Below are 18,485 nucleotides of genomic sequence, written 5' to 3' on the forward strand. Positions count from 1 at the left end.
TTTCCAACACCCTCTTTACTTGCCGTGAAAAATTCTTGATGATCGTCAAGAATTATGGCGGATCGGTGTGGCGCTGTTCGTCATGTCGATCAGGGAGCCCGAAAAGCTCCCGGCTAAGCTCGGCTGCGTCCAGGCAAGAGACCGGACGCGATTTGGGGGGCACCAGGGTGAAGCAGCTTCGGTTGAAGTTCGGCATGTTGGCGTTGTTCTCGTCATCGATCGTACTCGCGCAGGCGGATGGCGGCTCGAGCGGCGCGACCATGAAGGAGATGGAGGACGGCATACCCATCGCCGATCGGCTGGTTACGGAAAAATGCGGCAGTTGCCATACGTCCGACGCGAAAGGCAACCTGTCCCGCATCAGTTGGGTGCGGACGACGCCGGAGGGCTGGGCGCAGGCGATCAAGCGGATGGTGCGCCTGAACGGCCTCAACATCACGCCAGAGGAATCGCGCGCGATCATCAAGTCGCTTTCCGCTTCGCATGGACTGGCGCCCGAAGAGGCGCGGCCGGTCATGTATCTGCCCGAAAAGCGCATTATCGACGAGGTGCTGCCCAATGAGACAATGCGCGGCGCGTGCGCCAGCTGCCATGCCTATGCCCAACCCTTGTCCTGGCGGCGGTCGAAGCTGGAATGGAAGACATTGCAGGACATGCATGTCGCTCTCTATTCGCAGGCCGACGCGCAATATCGCCGCCCGGCCGAGGACGCCGAGCAACCCGCTGGCCGAGACCCCAAGGACAAGCTGACCCGCGGAGAATATGCGCTGACATACCTGCCCAAGGTGGCGGCTCTGCATACGCCCGAATGGGCGGCATGGAGTTCGCGTCTGCGAGCGCCCAGGCTGGCCGGCGACTGGCTGGTTGTGGCCTCGGTTCCGGGCCAGGGTCGGTTCGTCGGCACGATGACGGTATCGCCAGGCGAAATGAAGGACGAGTTCGCGACCAGCGCGTCGCTCACCTCGCTCGGCAATGGTGCCACCGTCAGCCGGAGCGGCAAGGGACTGGTCTATTCCGGCTATAGCTGGCGCGGCTCTTCAAGGGGCGGGGCGGCGGCGAGCAAGCCTGATGACCTGAACAGCGCGGCGCGGGAAACGCTGTGGTTCGCGCCCGACCAGCAGCATGCCGAAGGGCGCTGGTTCTGGGGCGAGTATCAGGAATTCGGCTATGACGTGAAGCTGGTTCGCGCGACCGCAGCGCCAGCCATATTGGCGGTGACGCCGGGTGCTGTGAAGGCTGGAGCGAAAGGCGTGGAGGTCGCCATCTGGGGGCATAATCTGCCGGCTTCGCTAACTGCAGCGGATATCGATCTGGGTTCGGGCGTCACAGTTGCCAAGGTCGTGTCGGCGACACCCGGCAAGGCTGTGCTGACGATCGATGTGGCGGCCAGCGCATCGGCTGGGCAGCGGGACGTAGGCATTGGCGGTGCAGTTCTGGAGAAGGCGTTCCCCGTCTACCGCGCGGTTGATTATCTCAAGGTCACGCCGGAAACCAGCCTGGCGCGGCTGGGCGGCACGAAATTCCCCAAGGGCTATCAGCAGTTCGAGGCGATTGGCTATGACAATGGCGTGGACGGCAAGCCCGGAACTGGCGATGATGTCGCGATCGGCCCGATCGACGCGACCTGGTCCATGCAGGAATTCATGTCGGTCTATTATGATGACGACATGAAATATGTCGGCGCGCTCAGCCCGACCGCCTTCTTTACGCCCGGGCTGGAGGGGCCAAATCCCGAGCGGCGGTTCAGCCGCAACAATTATGGCGAGGTCTGGGTCGTCGCTACGGCAAAGCGGGAAAAGGACAAGTTCGGCAAGCCGCTGAGCGCGCGATCCTATCTGGTCGTCACCGTACCCATGTACCAACGTTTCGACCAGCCGGAGGTGTCGCAATGAACGCGGTCCATACGCCGACTTACCACCGCGCCGAATATCACGGCTTCCACGCGGGCGGCAGCGCCTTCGTCTATCTTGTAAACGCCGGCGCGATCTTCGAGATCGACGAGCAGGTGCAGGAGGTGCTGGACCGTATCGGCGGGCAGGAACTCAGTCATGCGGCGCTCGTGCGCGAACTGGCCGATGAGGGCGGCGACCTGCCTGATGCGGAAGCACTGGTGCGCGAATTGCGGGCGGCGCAGCTGATCCATCTGGGTGCCGCTTCGGTTTCGGTGCCTGAAGCGCCGCCGGCCGATTTCCCGCTCCAGGCGCTGGTGCTCAACATCACCAATCAGTGCAATCTCGCCTGCACCTATTGCTACGAATTCGGCGCGGACAAGATCGCGACCCCAGCCGGCAAGCCCAAATATATGACTCTGGAGACGGCGAAGGCGTCGGTCGATCTGTTGATCGCAGAAGCCGCCAACCGGCCGTCGGTCCACATCACCTTCTTTGGCGGCGAAACCTTGATGAACTTCAAGCTTCTGCGCGACGTGGTCGACTATGCCAATGCCGCCACTGCGGCGGCGGGGAAGGGGATTACCTACAGCCTCACCACAAACGCCACGCTGCTGACGCCGGAGATCGTGACATTTCTGTCCGACAACCGGATCGGCGTCACCGTATCGATGGACGGCCCACCCGAATTGCAGGACAAGCATCGGGTCTACAAGAACGGCAAGGGCAGCTATGCGGTCATCGAGCCACGACTGCGCACGCTGATCGCCCATCACCGGACCCGCGCCGTAACCGCGCGCGTGACTTTGACCGAAGGCGTCACCGACGTCGTGCGAATCTACCGGCACCTCAAGGACGATCTGGGCTTTCACGAGGTTGGTTTCGCGCCTGTGACTACGGGCGAGACGCGGGCCTATTCCATCGATGCCGACGGGATGGACAACGTGCTGGCGCAATTTAACCTGCTGGCGCAGGAATGGCTGGAATTCGCGCTGCGCGGTGAAATGCACGGCTTCACCAATGTCAGCGAGACGATCAGCGAACTGATTTCGGGCGTCAACAAATCGCATCCCTGTGGCGCGGGCATGGGGCTGATGGGGGTCAGTCCTTCAGGCGACCTGTCGCCCTGCCATCGTTTCACCGATGCCGACACCCATGTGATGGGCCATGTGTCGAGCGGCATCGACCGGGCCAAGCAGGGCGACTTTCTCAGCCGGGGCCATGTAGGTGCCAAATATGACTGCCAAAGCTGCTGGGCTCGGCCGCTCTGCGCCGGCGGCTGTCATCATGAGGCCTTCGTCCGGTACGGCGATACCGGCCACGCCAATCTCCATTATTGCGACTGGATCCGGCAATGGACCGACACCTGCCTGCATATCTACGGCGAGCTGGCCGTCAAAAATCCCGGTTTTCTAGAACGGTTCGCTGAACGAAAGGGGCTGTCATGAAGCATCTTCGTGCCATCAACAAAAAGGCGCGGCGCATCGACGACGCCGTGACGCAGATGGAAGCGGCGATCGAGGCCGCTGCCGCTTCCGGGGTGACGCCGCCCGACATGGAGGAGGATGTCGTCGCCCTGCAACAGGCACCGCGTCCGCATGTGCCGATGGGTTGCACCCTGTCTTTCTCGCCCGGCTGGGAAGTGGATGCCGGCGGCGGCACTGCAGGCCTCTGCCAGCCGGTGGAGCGCGACATCTATGACTGCTACGTCACCTGCTTCTGGCCGGTGCAGGTGCCCGATCATGTGAACTACTCGCCAGACTGGGCCAGCAATTGCGCCACGGCGACCAAGGATTGGCGCAATCTCGATCTGGTGTTTCCGTGAGGCGCGCGAGGCAGACAATCCGCTTGGCGCTGGCCGCTGGCCTAGCCTGTCTGGGCCCGCTTCCTTCTCAGGCAGCGACGCTGTTCATGGGCGCCTATCCCGATGTGCTTCTGGTCTTTGACGAAAGCAGGGGCGCGGTGACGCAGAAGATCAAGCTGGACACGGGCCTGCCGACATCCATGACCCTGTCGGATGACGGCAAGCGCATCTATGTCTCGACCATCACCACCAGCGGGATCGAGGTGATCGATGCCGCCAGCCGCAAAGTGGTCAGCAAGTTCAGCCTGAACGACGGTCCCAGCCGGGTGCGCTTCTGGGGCGGGGTGCCGGACCCGGCCGGCCGTTATTTTTACACGATCATCAGCAAGATCGACAAAGAGATCGACCGCTACACCGTCAGCAAGCCGCTCTATGGCGTGATCGACCTGAAGCTCGGCAAGCTGGTGCGCACCGCCGAAATCGAAAAGGATGACGAGAAGGCGATTGGTGGCTACCGCGTCGCCTTCAAGGTATCGAGCGACGGCAAATATCTCTACGCCTTCGGCGAGAAGGTCATCATCATCGACACGGCGACGCTGAAGGCTACCGACCGTATCGACCTGGCCAAGCCTGAGGGAACGGGGCTGGAGAATGTCGGCTTCGGCGGCGCGCTGGAGACGCTGCGCACGCCCGACCAATATGTGTCCCTGTTCAACGCCGCCGATCCCTATATCCACAGCAAGATGTTCGGCGTCGCGCGGTTCGACCTCAACAGCCGGCAATTCGATTTCACGCCGATCGGCCCGGCGCCCGCCGCCATGGCCGGGCTTGAGGTGACGCCGGATGGGAAGCAGGCCTACACCGTGGTCACCAACGGCACGCTGGGCGCCAAGCGATGCGAATTCTGGCATATGGACCTTTCCACCAACGCCGTGGTGGACAAGGCGGAATTCCCCTGCCGATCGCGCTTTCGCTTCGGCATGTCGATGGATGGCAGGAAGCTCTACATATATGGCGCGAGCTTCGACATAGAGGTGTATGACGCGAAGACGTTGAAGCTCGAAGCCACTTGGGATCTGGGCAATGATGCGACTGGCGCAGGCATGGTGGCGGTGCCGTGAACCAATCTGACCATCCCGATACTTCGATGGCGGTGGCCATTCGGGGAAACGGGGTGGCCGCTGCCGCGTGCGCTTATTTGCTGAAAGGAGCCGGGCTGCGGGTCGCGAGTGAGGCCGCAAGCCGCCCGCCCTTGCCCAGTATGATGCTAAGCGAAGCCGCGTTGACGCTGATGCGTGATCTGTTCGGCCGCCGGGATCTGCTGGCCGACGCACCGCGCGTTCGCCGCCGACTGGTCGCGTGGGGCGGCGAACCGGTCATGGTGCCGCATGACGCGGTGCTGGCATCGGAACCCACCTTGCAGCGCGCTCTGGCTGTGCCAGCGGATGACGGGTCGAAGGGGGCACCCGATTTCACCATCCATGCCGCTCCCCCGCTGCCGGCAGGCCAACTTCACGTGTTCGGCGAGCGTCATGCTGTCGTTGCGCGTGTGCGACTGCGCGATCCTGCCTGCCGCGAAGAAAGTCGGATAGAGGCGGTCGAGGCCGGTTGGTTGTTCCTGGCTCCTGCGGGGGGAGAGGACGGGTGGCTGCTCGGCATAGGGGGAGACCTCGACGCCCTATTGGCGCAAAGCCGTCTGATCGCGCCAGTGGTCGAACCGATCGACGGACCGCCACAGGCCTTCCCGGCTGCGCCTCGCCTGCATCTGCCGCTGGTCGGTGGCGACTGGCTCGCCTGCGGCACGGCAGCACTGGGCTTCGACCCCATCTGCGGCGATGGTGCGGCTCAATCCGTAAGGCAGGCCATATTGGCGAGTGCGGTGGTGCGCGCGATCGCCGAAGGCGGGGATCAGGACGCATTGCTCGGCCATTATCAGGCGATGCTCATCGCCACGATGCGCCGGCATCTGCTGCTCTGCGCTCAGTTCTATGCCAATGGCGGGCAGGGCAATTGGTGGCGGGCGCAGCATCACGCACTGATTCAAGGACATGGCTGGTGCACCAGCCTGCTTGCAGAACTTCCCGAACCGCAATTCTCGCTGCAAGGGCTGCGGCTGGTGCCCCGGCGGGCTGCGGCTTGAGCGGGCCGCAGCCTTCGCCGGTTGCCGATTGGGGCAGCTATCGCAAGCTGTTGCCCTATATCCGTCCCTATTGGCGGGGACTGTTGCTGGTGCTGGCGATCAGCCTGCTTTCGACGGCGCTGGGACTGGCGCAGCCTTATCTGTCCAAACTGATGATCGACCAGGCGCTGCTGCGGCGGGACATGGGGGCACTGCTGCTGATTGCCGGCATCATGGTTGTGGTGACCGTACTCGGCTTTGGCGTCAATATCCTGGCGAGCTATCGCTATGTTCGATTGTCGGCGGCGATGCTCTACGACATTCGCGCCGCGCTGCTGCGCCATCTCCAGACACTGTCGCCGCGCTTCTACGCCAGCTTCCGGCTGGGCGACCTCGTCTCACGCATGAACAGCGACGTCAGCGATGTGCAGCGCGTCGCGTCCGATACGCTGCTCTCTGTGGTGAGCAACCTGCTTTTCTTCGTCGGCTGTGTCGCAATGATGCTCTGGCTTGACTGGCGGCTGTTCCTGGTCGGCAGTGTGCTGGTGCCGGCAAGCCTGGCCGCGTTCGCTCACTATCAGCGCAAGTTGACGGCCCTGACCCGCGAGATGCGCGAGCGCGGGGCTGATCTGGGCAGCTTGCTGGTCGATACGGTAATGGGGATGCGCATCGTCACGGCGTTGCGCGCGGGCGAGCATGAGGTCGGGCGGTTCAAGGCAAAAAACGACGCTTTCGTCGGCGCGATGCTGAAGATGCAGATTGCGTCCTATATGACCAGTGCGCTGCCCGGTACGGTGATGACCGGCGCGACGTCCGCGCTGATCCTCTATGGCGGCTGGCGCATCATAGAGGGCGACATGAGCATTGGCACGCTGGTCGCATTCATGGCCTACCATATGCGACTGCTGTCGCCCATCCAGACACTGATGGGGCTGACGTCGGGACTGGCCTCAGCGCGCGTGTCGCTGGCGCGGATATTCGAACTGTTGGACACCAAGCCCGATGTGATGGAACGCGCTGGGGCGGTCGCGATCGGGCCTATGCGGCAGGGCATCTGCTTCGACCGCGTCGGCATGCGCTACGATCGCGATGCGGTGCTGCACGAGATCAACCTCACCATCGAAGCTGGCTGCTTGTGCGCCATCGTTGGGCCGAGCGGAGCCGGCAAGTCTACCATGGCCGACCTCATGGTTCGCTATCTTGATCCTTGTGCGGGCCGCATTCTGCTGGACGGCCGCGACCTGCGCGACATCCGGCTCGACGATCTGCGCCGTCAGGTGATGCTGGTCGATCAGTCGCCCTGGCTGTTCAATGACAGTATCGCCGCCAATATCGCCTTTGCTCTGCCTGACGCGCGCACCGCGGATATCGAAACAGCCGCCCATGCGGCCGGCCTAGACGCGTTCCTGATGCGCCTGCCGGGGGGTCTGGAGACCCGTTGCGGTGAACGGGGCCTGGCCCTGTCTGCGGGGGAGCGGCAACGCATCGTCATCGCCCGCGCCTTGCTGCGCCGGCCGTCGGTGCTGATCCTAGACGAGCCGACATCGGCACTGGACGGCGACACCGAAGCGCTCGTGGCCGAACGGCTGCGCAGCGCGCTGCCCGACGCTACGATCATCGTCATCACGCATAAGCCGGCACTGGCACGGATCGCAGACCAGGTGGTGACCATCGCCAACGGTCAGGCGCACGTCGCGCCGCAATCCGCGCTGGATCGGCAGCCGCCTCCACAGCATCTCGACATGTTTTTGCCGGCCCATGCCTGATCCGTTACGCATCGCCGTGATCGACAGCGGGGTTCAGTCGAGTCATCCCCATATCGACGCCGACAGACTGCTGCGCGGCCTTGCGATCGCGAAAGATGGTTCCGTGCTGGGGCAGGATACGGCTGATCGGCTTGGTCATGGCACCGCTGTTACCGCTGCGATCCAGTATCAGGCACCCGATGCGATCTGCCTGCCCATCCGGGTCTTTCATGATGGGCTGAGCAGCACGGCGCGCGCGCTCGTGGCAGCGATCGAACTGGCCGTGGCCGAAGGTGTCGATCTCATCAATCTCAGCCTCGGCACCGTCAATTCGGCCCATCGCGATATTTTCGCGGCGGTCGCCGATCATGCTTTGGCCGCAGACATCTTGATCGTTGCCGCAAGGGACAATGAAGGGACACCCTGCTACCCGGGCAGTCTCAAGCAGGTCTTGGGCGTGGGCGTGGATTGGGACTGCCCGCAAAGCGACTACGCGATCCGCAACGGACTTGCCTTCGCGTCCGGCCGTGCGCGCCCGATTCCTGGCGTGCCGCAACGGCGCAATCTCTTCGGGGTCAGTTTCGCCGTTGCCAATATGGCCGGACTGATCGCTCGCCGCGGCAGGGTTGCTCCGGCTGATTGGCTTCAGTTGGCCGGCACGTCCGGATAAGCGTCCACCAGTGGCCCGAGCGCGTCAGCCAGCGGCGTCAGCCAGGGCGAGAAGCGCTGCCAGTGGTCGACGCCGCTCGTATAGATGGGTTGCCGCACCTGTTCCGAACTCGCCGTGCGCACGGCGCGCTCATTGCGCCAGAAGGCGATACAGGCTTCCTCGAAATCTAGGCCAAGATAGGCGAGCAGCCGATCGACCTCTCCGACCGTGTCTGCCACCATGCGTTCGTAGATGACGCGGTAGACCTGACCGGGCGCCGCCGCATCATAGGCCGCCATCAGGGCGACATAGTCGCGATAATAGCGGCCGATGTCGTGTAGGTCGTAGCTGAATGCCTGACCGCGGGCGAAATGCTGTTTCCATGCGGAAAAGCAGCAGCCCATCGGATGGCGTCGCGCGTCGATGATGCTGGCGTTGGGCAGGATCAGCTTGATGAGGCCCACATGCTGCCAATTGTTGGGCATCTTGTCGATGAACCGCGGTTTGCCGCTCTGGCGATGAACGCGGGTCTGTTCCACATATTCCTCGCCCAGCCGCTGCCGGTCCGCGCGCGAGAGCGAGGCGATCATAGCCCGGAAATCGGGAAATTCTCCGTCATCGACGCGCGATTGCAGGCGGCCGGCGATGACCATCATCTCGGGCAGTTCCATCGTGCCTTCGACCTGGCTGTGGCTCGAAAGGATTTGCTCGACCAGCGTAGATCCGGCGCGTGGCAGCCCGACGATGAAGATGGGATCGGGGGATGGGCAACCACCATCGCCCATCGTCGCGAGGAAAGGGGCGGTGAACGTCGCCGCTGCCGCCGCCACCTCGGCGGAAAATTCATCGGCATCGTGCTGTATCATCGCGCGGCGCATCTGATTGCCAAGGCTGTAATGGCGGAAGGCAGCCTCGTCCGCCTTCCGGTCCTCCCACGCCTTGCCCAGCGAGAAATGAAGGTGGAAGGCGTCTTCGCCCTCACCTTGGCCATCCTGCGCCAGAGTCGCTAGCGCCTGCTCCATCGTGGCGATGTCGTCGGCGTCCAGCTTCACCGTCTTGAGATTGGCGAGGCTCCACCAGGCTTCACCCATCGTCGGGCGATGATCGACAGCCTGGCGATAGGCATGGACTGCGTCCGCCTGGCGACCCAGCGTCTTGAGCGCGTGACCCAGATTTTGCCAGACCTGCGGCTGATCGGGGCGCTCGCGCAGCAACCGCTGGTAGATGGCGCTCGCTCCCTCCTGATCGCCCAATCGCACCAGCACGGACGCGCGGATCAGGTCATAGCCAGGATTATGGATCGGCGACCGCGCCAATATCTCGGAATGAGCCAGCGCGTCGGGCAGCCGATTATTCTGCAACAGCAGGCGGATCAGGAAATCGCGCGCCAGATCGAAACCCGGCGCGAGATCGAGGGCACGCTCGACCAGCGCCAATGCGGCGTTCATGTCGCCGCGCCGCCACTGGACTTCGCCACGCAAGCGGGTGCCGGCGGGATCGTCGCGCAGGCGTTTCGAACGGGTCAGCAGCATCGCGTCCGCTTCGTCCAGCCGACCTTCGTTCATCGCCATCGCCGCTTCGAGCAGGTCGCGGTCGCGGGACGCGGCATGGACGCCCGAAAGATCGGCGCGCCAGGCATCCGAATCGCGTCCTGCCGCGCGCAACGCGCGGGCCAGCAGAAACCAGCCGGCGGCCGCTGCCGGTTGCAGGCGGGTGAGCCTTTCAAGGGCAGCAATGGCCTGAGGCAGAGCGCCGGCGTCTCTCGCTGCCTGCGCCAGTTCCCACAAGATGGCCGCTACGTCCGGATGTTGACGGGCGAGGGGGCCAAGGCGGGCCAGGGCTGCCCTGGGTTTACCCAATCGCCTTAGCGCTTGGCCCACCAGCAATTCGGCGGGGGCAAGGCGTCCAGTGCGGCGCAGGATCGCCTCCGCCTGCGCAAGTGCCTTGTCAGGATGCGTGTCCAGCCAGCTCGCCGCTTGGGCCACGGCCGTCCGGACGCTTTCGGTAGCAGTAGCGGCGGGCGCCTTCTCCATAGCCCCTCACATTTGTGCGACTGCTAAGAATCCTATTGCCTTTGCAAGCGTCCGTCGAGCGAGTCTGTCGCAAATGTTTCAAAAACCCGCCGAGCAGCCGCTTGACACGCCGCGTCCTATCGGCAGTATCAGATTTAGGACGGTTGTTATGATTGCTGCAAGAGCGAGCCGTCCATGGGTGTAGATGACGTAGAATATGGCGGCGCCGGTGGGCGATCCTGAAGGATGAGTTCCTTTGGGCGCGCGTTTCTTTGACCTGTCTGGGTCGGGAGATGGAGCGCCGTCGAGAGAGAACCGGAACGCCGGGCACAAAAGGAGAGGACGAGTAGCAACGCATATCAGGGGGGTATTCGTATGGCCATTCGTCTCCGTTCAGGTAGGATGCGCGCGCTGTGTGCTCTAGGCACCAGCACGTTCCTGACGCCCATGCTGCTGCCGACTGGTGCGGTGGCGCAGGAAGCTGTTCCACAGGCAGCGGACCAAGCCGACGCCGCGGCAGTCGATGCGGAAGCGGGTCTCGGCGTGATCGTGGTCACAGCGACGCGCAGCGCGCAGAGCATTCAGAAAGTGCCGATTTCCATGCAGGCGCTCGGCGCCGAGAAACTGGCCGAGCGGCAGGTAAAGGGCCTCAGCGATTTCGCCACCCTGCTGCCGTCGGTTTCCTTCGAGGGCATCGGGCCTGGCCGCAACACCGCCTTCTTCCGGGGCATCGTGCCCGCGGGCGGCGCCTATGCGTCGGTCGGCTATTATTTGGACGATATTCCGATCACCGGAACCGAGGTGCCGGACATACACGCCTATGACATGGAACGGGTCGAGGCGCTGTCCGGGCCGCAGGGGACGCTATATGGCGCGGGATCGCTGGCGGGGACGATCCGCCTGATCACAAACAAGCCGACGCTGGACAAGTTCGAGTTCGGTTACGATGTTGAAGCCAACAAATATGGCAAGGGCGACTTTGGCGGGCAGTTCGAGTCCTACATCAACGTGCCCGTCAGCGAGACGCTGGCGGTGCGGGCGATGGGCTATTATCGGCGCGATGGCGGCTATATCGACAACACGCCCAATAATGGCCGCCTGAACAATGGCGCGCCGGCGGTCTATACCCTGGGCGACAACAACCCCAACACCTTCTTCAACCTGGACAACAGCGACATCGCCAAGGACGATTACAACACGATCAAGGAATTTGGCGGTCGCTTGCAATTGCTGTGGGAGCCGGTCGAGGGATGGGCTTTCAATCCCTCGATCACCGCGCAGAAGCAGGTGTCCAACGGCTATTTCGGCTATGACCCGCGCGTCGGCGATCTGGAAGTCCACGATTATGACCAGACCAAAAATGACGATCGCTGGTATCAGGCGGCGCTGTCGATCCACGGCCATATCGGCGACTGGGACATCGTTTCCGCGACCGGCTATTTCAAGCGCCGGCAACGGACGCTGAACGATTATACCTATTACACCGTCACCTATGACGGCTTCGGGCCTGGCTATGAAAGCTATCTGCAATTTTTCGACGATTGCACCGGGACCGGCGCGGCACAGCGCTGTTCGCTGATCGATCCGACGCAATTCTATCACGCGGACACCCACCGCAACAAATTCACCCAGGAGCTGCGGATCAGCACGCCGAAGGACTGGCCGTTCGACGTGACGCTGGGCGGATTCTACCAACGGCAGAAGAACGAACTGAACACCAGCTACGCCATTCGCGGCCTGGATACGATCACCGGCTATACCGCGACCGGCGGCGGCGATGTTCCCGGCGGCCTGATCGGCGTTCCCGCCATGTACGGCATCGCTTATGACGACGACGGCAATCCCTTCTTCGACACCAGCGACATCGTCAATCCCAACGGCAATCCGCTGGGCACGATGCTATACGGAACGCCGGCGGTGAAGGGCGACGCCTTCTATTTTGTGGAGCAGAATCAGCTTTACCATGACACTGCCATCTTCGCGGAAGGTCATTACAACATCACGCCAACGCTGAAGCTGACAGGCGGAATCCGCTATTTCTGGACCGATTATGCCGTGAAGGGCTTTGCCGGCGTTGCGGCGTCGGCTGCGAATACGGTCACATCGCTGTTCGTTCCCACGGGCCAGATGGGATGCCCGACGCCCTTGCCGGCCGAGCGGCTTCAATGCCTCAACACCAACTTCCGCGCTGCGGATCAGACCGGGCGCTACAAGGAGGATGGCGAGACGCACAAGATCGCGCTCGATTGGCAGATTACGCCGGACAAGATGGTCTATGCCAATTATTCCACAGGCTTCCGACCCGGTGGCTTCAACCGTCCGCTGCGCATCCGTAATTTTGGGCCGGTAGACGTGGCACCCTTCCAGTCCGAAACGCTCACTAATTACGAACTTGGCATGAAGACGACTTGGGGCGGCATATTCCGCCTCAACGTCGCCGCTTATTTCGAGAAATGGGACAATATCCAATATGGCGTCGTCGTGTCCGGTGCGCAGGGCGCGGGCATGACCGGCAATGCCGGCAAGGCGGAGGTCAAAGGCATCGAGTATGACGCCGACCTGAAGCTCGGCAAGGTCACCATTTCGACCTCCGGTGCCTATAATGATGCGAGCCTCAGCGGCAATTTCTGCAACTTTGCGCTGGATCGGGCGACAGCCACCATTTCCCAGCTGCCCAGTTGTACATTGGGAGAGGACGTGCCGGGCTCCAACCCTCCCACGCCGCAGGTCGCGGCAGCGGACGGAACGCGCCTGCCGCGCCAGCCCAAGTTCAAGGGCACGACATCGGTTCGCTACGATACAGAGCTGGGCGCCTATAGCGCCTTCCTCCAGGGTGCGGCCTTGTATCAGACCGGCGCGACCCAAGACCTCAACGTCGACAACAATGCCTTGTTGGGCAACACCAAGGGGTTCATCAGTTTCGACTTTTCCGGCGGGGTGAAGAAGGATGGATGGAGCCTGACGCTGTTCCTGCAAAATGCGTTCGACAAGCGGGGACAGCTGACGCGCAACACCTTCTGCTCGATCGACTTCTGCGCAGGGTCGTCGCGCACCTTCACCATCAAGCCGCAATTTTTCGGCGTCAGGTTCGGCCAGAAATTCTAGGAATATCGTTCAGCATGGTGGCCATGCCTCGCACTCTATCTGTGCGCGGCATGGCCATTGCCACTGGAGCGGCAATCCTGCTGCTCCATATGCCGCACGGTGCCGGAGCGCAGGAGGATCATTCCAGCCTCAACCGGGAAAGCTATCGCCGCAAATGCCTGATGTGCCACAGCCGCTCCGCGCCTGAGGGCGTGTCGCCGGAGATATTGGCGGGCCTTCATCCCGAACCAGGGCTACCGCCGGCGGTGGCGATGCCGGGAGTGAGTTGCTGGCGTCGCTGCACCACCTGCTGGCCGAAGGATCTGCGCAGCGTGCCAAAATAAGGCATGACCGCGAAGGCCAACCCCGATCTCCTGCCAGCCCGGTTCGTGAAGGGACGCATATCCGCCGCCGACCTCACCGATAGAAGGCTGCTCTATCGCGCCTTTGACGGAAACAGCTGCCGCAACGATGCGGGCGCGTGACATTGCCGGATTGCGGTTTCGACATGGCGGGCGCGTTCAGCGGTAAGGGAGGCGGAGGACAGGGCGAAACGCCGTTCGTGCGCGATCTCCTCCGCAGTGAAGGGGGCGCTGCCCTGCGGCACGCTACCCCCGCCGAGACCAAAGACGACGAAGTTCATCATGTCGGCCAGTTGTTGATTATCCTTTATCCGGCTCAGCGCGACATTGGGAAGGCGGATGAGATAGGCACGCGTCCGCGGCGTGCACAGGAACCAGCCCACCCTGCCGCGCAATTCGGGCAAGGCGGCGGGCGCGGCACTGCCCTGCACTCCGTGGCAGCCCCCGCAATTTTCGACATAGTCTGATCGGGCGAGGTCGGGATCGGTGATCGCGGCCGGAAGCACGCCCATGGGCGGCAGCCCGGCCCTGCCGATGCCGACTGCGCCGAACAGCAGCAGCGAAGCCGTCAGTAACGCGCGTGTCATGCCGGGCTGCGTCAGCTGGCCGCACCCACCAGCACCGCGGTGGAGCAATGATATTCCATGCTGCTCGTACCAAAGCACCAGATTACGTCATTGTTGAGTTGAGGCATGTAAAGCTGGGTTTCGCGATCGGTATTGTCGCAGCCGCACTGTCCGCAGGCCGGCTTGCCGCAACAGTCGCGATAGGCGATGAGGTAGGCCTTGCCGTCATCGGGATTGATGCATGTGCCGACCCAGGAAACGGGGGAGGGCTCCGCGCCGGCCGGGCAGCTGTGGATGCCGCCGCCGCAGCAGGTGCAGAGTGCGCCATCGATGGCGCAATAGCGCCAATAGTCGCACTTGCTGTCATCCTTGCTCTGCGCGGTGCGGGCGAAAGCGGTCTTGGCCTCGGGCGAGCGATCAGGCTTCGCCGCCTCCGCGCGGCTGACCGGTAGCAGCGGAAAGGCAGGTGCTGCGACCAGAGCCGTGCCCAGCCGAGCCAGCATCGATCGGCGCGAGGTGCCGCCCGCCAGCTTGCGCAGCAATTTTTCCCCCATGGCGTCGGCGTCGAACTTCTTCATGTCACGGAACCCCCTATGGCAATGATTCAGGCGGCCTGAGCCTTGAGCGAACCGATATAGTCCTGCACCGTCTTGATCCCCATCTCGTGTGCGACGATCAGGCTTTCGAGATGCTCGCGGCTGTTGACCAGCCCCTTGGACAAAATCGTGCCATCTGCGTCCAGCAGTACCGCAAAGGGCAGCTTGGCCACGCCATAGGCCTGACCGACCTCGGGACCGTTGACGAAGGCATAGGCTTCCAGCCCATGCTGGGCGATCATCGACCGTTGAACGGCGAGATCGTCGTCTCCCACGAAGGTCAATGCGACCCGTTCGTCCCGCGCGAAGGATTTGGCCATCGGGATGATGTTCTTGCACAACGGGCATTGCGCGGACACGAACATCAACAACCGCAACGACGTGCCATGCGCGTGGCCGCCTATCGTCACGGAAGCACCATCGATGGTCCGAGCGTCGATCTTGACGATGGCGTCGCCGACCCCCGGGCCGCCGCTGGTGGCGAGCGCTCCGGCGGGCGCCACGCGGATATGCAGCACGCCCACCTGCCGCGCGACCGCCAGCAGTCCGACGCCAAGCGCCAGCAGAACGACCCATGACAGGATTTGCGCGATGATGAGAGACGTTAGCATATGTCTATCTCCGGTAGGCGGCGGCCGGCGCGGCGATCAGCGCCAGAATGTGGCCGAGCAGATGATAAGCGAGGAAAAGCGCCACCCCGCCGACGGCGGCGGTGCCGATATCGAGCGCCGACAGGGCCGGGGCAGGCGCCAGGCGCAACGCGATGAGCGCGATCAGCAGCAGGTTGCGACCGACCAGCGGCCAGCCGATCGGATGGCGCAGCTGCGATCGGCCGCAGCCGCAATCGATCTGACTGCGTCCTCGCGCTATGTTGACTGCCATCGCTCCGGCGAAAAGAGCGAGCAGCAGCATCGCGAGAACGACTGGCACGGTCGTAAGGCCTGCGATCAAGGTGGCTCCGATTGCGATCTCCGCCAGCGGCAGGACCGTCGCGGCGGGAGTCACCAGAGCGGACGGAAGCAGCCGATAATTGGCGATTACTCCGGGCAGCAAGTGCCTATGGCGCAGCTTCGAAAGACCCGCCTGCAGCAGGATCAATCCGACCCCGACAGCGGCCGCGAAGGCTGCGATCGCCAGACCCATCTCCATCGTCAGGAGGGGTCCAGGACCGTGATGGTGCTGCCACCGGCCTTCTCGATCTTGTGCTTTTCCTCCCAGGTGGCGAGGTCGATGACAATGGCGGTGCCCTTTTCCCCATTCATCACGAGCAACGGCTTGTCCGCTTGGGTGACCTCGATATTGTTCATCGGCTCTTCGAGAGGGTGGCGCTTCACCACTTTCTGGCTTGCGAGATCGACCTCCCACACTTCGGAACCCGACGCCTTGTGGGACCAATATTCGCCCATGTGCATCAGCACGAACAAATGGCCCGTCGCCCGGTGCAACGCCATCGGCTGACGCCCGCCCGGATACCAGTTGAGTTCCAGCGGCTTGGTTTCGCCGGGTCGAATGCCTGCGGCCGCCTGGATCGAGAAGGGCGCTGATATGGTTGGCGCGGCCCCAAGCTTCGCGACCCAGATCTGGCCGGTGTAGCTCAGGAAGGTCGTTTCCTTCTTCTTCCGGTCATAAGTGAAATTGTCGAAGATCGGATCGTCCGTCGCCGAGAAGAAGGGGGCGCTATGGGTGATATCAGCCTTCTTGCCTGTCAGCTTGACCGTCGCGAGCGATCCGTCCCCGCATAATGCGGAAAAGCCGACGCCCGGATTGGGCATCATGCTGGCGCATCCGGGCAGCTCGACATTGGCGACGAATTTGCGCGTCACCAGGTCGACGATGTTGACCGAGGATGCCGGGCTGAGATTATAGACGAAGGCGGTCTTGCCATCGTCGCTGATGATGAAATTATTCTTTCGCGATCCGATGAGTATCCGGTCGGGAATGGCGATTTCCGCCAGTAACTTCAACTCGCGCGTGTCGTAAACCGACACCATGTCCTGCCTGGTGCCGCGATCACCCTTGGACCAGATGGTTTCCGCGACATAATAATATTTGCCCGCGGGATCGATCGCCATGTCGGCAAGGCGACGGGTTTCAACCATGCCCTTCATCTTGCCGGCTTCGCCGTCGAAGATGCTGGTGCCCGGCATATCCCAGCCGCCATCTATGAAGAACCAGTTGGGCTTGGGCGGTTCCATCGTCACGACGTCGGATGTTTCCGGCTCCAGCGTCGCCGCCACATCAGCAGGCGCGGCGTGGCTGGTGACGGCTACGCTCAACGCCAGGCCCAAGGCGGTTGCGGCGAAAAATCCCCTAAAGACGCTGCTCGACATCTCGCGTGATCCCCTTGATCGGTGCGACAGGGGGCGAACTCTGTGCTGGTCCGACTTCCTGCTGCGGCTAAGGCTGGACAAGTGTCAAGGATTGGTCAAGAGGGTCAGGACGCGATACACAAAATTTCTCGGCCTGAAGCAGGTCGGGCGGCGGCTCGTCCATATTGTCAACTTGAGGAAGGCCGGGGGCGGGCGCCCTGGTTGCCACCAGCAGCGCGACACATCCGCACAACAGGGTGGCCGTCACGCCATCGATCAGGGACCATGGACCAAAAGCGGTCGACAGGATTGAGCCGGCCACCGGCCCGGCGATCATGCCGAGGCCGTGGATGCAGGATACGAAGCGGCGGAAAAGCAGGGTTCCGTGAGCGGCCGTCGCTTCCCCGGAAAAGCGGACGATGGTGGCGGTCGATCCAACATTGAGAAGGCCGATCGAGAGGATGAAAAGGGCGGGAGAGCCGGGGCGGGTCATTACCAGCGGTGCCAGCAGGCAAAGGCTGGAGAGCAGCCCGGTCAACGGCAGCGGCACGACCATGTGATCGCGCATGACGGTCAGAGCCGTCAATGCGCCGACCACCGATCCAATGGCGACCGCGGTCCCGATCACATCGTCGTTAATGCCAGCTGCCATCGCGAGCGCGCCGGCGAAACTCCAGACCATCATGGTCGCGGCGATGAAGCAGAAAAGAGCGGTCGCGAGTGCCCAGGCACGCAGCGGCGGAGCGACGTTCTCGGTCCGATCGGTGACGGTGGCGCGCTTGGGCACGGGGCTGGCGGGCAGCGCTGACAGCAGCAGCAGCAGGCCGGCCGGGAACACCGCCAGAAGGCGCAACGCCACGACGGGGCGTGCCGCATCGCTTATGGCCGGAAGAACCAACGCCACAAGAGTGGAGAGCAGCAACTGGATGATGAAGACCGCCCCATAGGCGAGGGCAGGCCGGCTCGCCGCCGCCATGCTCATGGCATATGTGTACGCAACGCCCATGCCGATGCCGAACAGGCCGCGGACGGCGATCAGCATCCACAGGTCGTCCAGCGCAGGTGTCATCACACTGGTCACGAAGGCGATCAATGCCGCGAAAGCCGGAGCCATACGCGGCATGGATGTGCCGCCTCGCCATATGATGATGCCACCCATCGCCATGCCTGCCTGAGTCGCGCCGACAATCCAGCCGTGATTGGACGGATCGAGGCTGGTCGCGGCGGCCAGCAGGGTGAGAAAGACAGGGTCGATCCCAGGCTGCAAAAGCGCCAGCGCGGCTGCAAGGATGCAGACACCGGTCCGTTCAGATGCCCCTGTGGGCAGTAGGCGATGTCCTCCCACGACGA

General features: G+C 63.0%; 16 protein-coding genes. 9 read left to right on the forward strand and 7 right to left on the reverse strand.

Annotation, left to right across the window (positions count from 1 at the left end; all coding sequences use genetic code 11):
• The first annotated feature begins 167 nt into the window (after positions 1-167).
• The 7 genes from peaA to qhpE all read left to right on the forward strand — a co-directional run bounded on the left by peaA (position 168) and on the right by qhpE (position 8,227).
• On the forward strand, positions 168-1,892 hold the full coding sequence (gene peaA, locus ACFQ24_RS08930) for a quinohemoprotein amine dehydrogenase subunit alpha (protein WP_380910438.1): 1,725 nt from the start codon (positions 168-170) through the stop codon (positions 1,890-1,892).
• The gene (gene peaB / locus ACFQ24_RS08935) at positions 1,889-3,337 is read left to right on the forward strand and encodes a quinohemoprotein amine dehydrogenase maturation protein (RefSeq protein WP_380910440.1); all 1,449 of its coding nucleotides are present in this window, start codon (positions 1,889-1,891) and stop codon (positions 3,335-3,337) included. The genes peaA and peaB overlap by 4 nt, the downstream gene beginning before the upstream one ends.
• Positions 3,334-3,714: a quinohemoprotein amine dehydrogenase subunit gamma gene (gene qhpC, locus ACFQ24_RS08940; protein WP_380910442.1), complete on the forward strand. Its 381-nt coding sequence runs from the start codon at positions 3,334-3,336 to the stop codon at positions 3,712-3,714. The genes peaB and qhpC overlap by 4 nt, the downstream gene beginning before the upstream one ends.
• Positions 3,715-3,800: 86 nt before the next feature.
• Positions 3,801-4,814: a hypothetical protein gene (locus tag ACFQ24_RS08945; protein WP_380910444.1), complete on the forward strand. Its 1,014-nt coding sequence runs from the start codon at positions 3,801-3,803 to the stop codon at positions 4,812-4,814.
• Positions 4,815-4,954: 140 nt separating this feature from the next.
• Positions 4,955-5,833, forward strand: a complete 879-nt coding sequence (locus ACFQ24_RS08950; RefSeq protein WP_380910488.1) for a hypothetical protein — start codon at positions 4,955-4,957, stop codon at positions 5,831-5,833.
• Positions 5,830-7,578, forward strand: coding sequence for an ABC transporter ATP-binding protein (locus ACFQ24_RS08955; RefSeq protein ID WP_380910446.1), 1,749 nt, complete (start codon positions 5,830-5,832; stop codon positions 7,576-7,578). The genes ACFQ24_RS08950 and ACFQ24_RS08955 overlap by 4 nt, the downstream gene beginning before the upstream one ends.
• Positions 7,571-8,227 (forward strand): subtilisin-like serine protease QhpE, encoded by a 657-nt coding sequence (gene qhpE, locus ACFQ24_RS08960; RefSeq protein WP_380910448.1) that lies wholly within the window; start codon positions 7,571-7,573, stop codon positions 8,225-8,227. Before ACFQ24_RS08955 ends, qhpE begins: the two co-directional genes overlap by 8 nt.
• Here qhpE and ACFQ24_RS08965 read toward each other — a convergent pair.
• Positions 8,203-10,239, reverse strand: coding sequence for a tetratricopeptide repeat-containing sulfotransferase family protein (locus ACFQ24_RS08965; RefSeq protein WP_380910450.1), 2,037 nt, complete (start codon positions 10,237-10,239; stop codon positions 8,203-8,205). The genes qhpE and ACFQ24_RS08965 overlap by 25 nt on opposite strands.
• Before the next feature lie 426 nt (positions 10,240-10,665).
• Between ACFQ24_RS08965 and ACFQ24_RS08970 the strand changes: the two genes are divergently transcribed.
• Both ACFQ24_RS08970 and ACFQ24_RS08975 read left to right on the forward strand, forming a co-directional pair.
• Entirely contained in the window at positions 10,666-13,323 is a 2,658-nt protein-coding gene (locus ACFQ24_RS08970) for a TonB-dependent receptor (RefSeq protein ID WP_380910490.1), read from the forward strand.
• Between the two features lie 23 nt (positions 13,324-13,346).
• Positions 13,347-13,646: a hypothetical protein gene (locus ACFQ24_RS08975; RefSeq protein WP_380910452.1), complete on the forward strand. Its 300-nt coding sequence runs from the start codon at positions 13,347-13,349 to the stop codon at positions 13,644-13,646.
• A 92-nt stretch (positions 13,647-13,738) separates the two neighbouring features.
• Here the strand turns inward: ACFQ24_RS08975 and ACFQ24_RS08980 are convergent, their stop codons facing one another.
• The 6 genes from ACFQ24_RS08980 to ACFQ24_RS09005 form a co-directional block, all read right to left on the reverse strand.
• Positions 13,739-14,251 (reverse strand): c-type cytochrome, encoded by a 513-nt coding sequence (locus ACFQ24_RS08980; RefSeq protein ID WP_380910454.1) that lies wholly within the window; start codon positions 14,249-14,251, stop codon positions 13,739-13,741.
• A gap of 11 nt (positions 14,252-14,262) precedes the next feature.
• On the reverse strand, positions 14,263-14,808 hold the full coding sequence (gene mauA / locus ACFQ24_RS08985) for a methylamine dehydrogenase (amicyanin) small subunit (protein WP_380910455.1): 546 nt from the start codon (positions 14,806-14,808) through the stop codon (positions 14,263-14,265).
• A 26-nt stretch (positions 14,809-14,834) separates the two neighbouring features.
• Positions 14,835-15,437 carry a methylamine utilization protein MauD gene (locus tag ACFQ24_RS08990; RefSeq protein WP_380910457.1) on the reverse strand — a complete coding sequence of 201 codons (603 nt, stop codon included), beginning with the start codon at positions 15,435-15,437 and terminating at the stop codon, positions 14,835-14,837.
• Between the two features lie 4 nt (positions 15,438-15,441).
• Complete coding sequence (locus ACFQ24_RS08995; RefSeq protein WP_380910459.1) at positions 15,442-15,975, reverse strand: MauE/DoxX family redox-associated membrane protein; 534 nt, start codon at positions 15,973-15,975, stop codon at positions 15,442-15,444.
• 2 nt (positions 15,976-15,977) lie between these two features.
• A complete protein-coding gene (locus ACFQ24_RS09000; protein ID WP_380910461.1) occupies positions 15,978-17,156 on the reverse strand; it encodes an amine dehydrogenase large subunit in 1,179 nt (392 codons plus the stop codon).
• Between the two features lie 67 nt (positions 17,157-17,223).
• On the reverse strand, positions 17,224-18,480 hold the full coding sequence (locus ACFQ24_RS09005) for an MFS transporter (RefSeq protein WP_380910463.1): 1,257 nt from the start codon (positions 18,478-18,480) through the stop codon (positions 17,224-17,226).
• Positions 18,481-18,485 lie beyond the last annotated feature (5 nt).

It is taken from the genome of Sphingobium olei (assembly GCF_042678845.1).
Lineage (GTDB): Bacteria > Pseudomonadota > Alphaproteobacteria > Sphingomonadales > Sphingomonadaceae > Sphingobium > Sphingobium olei.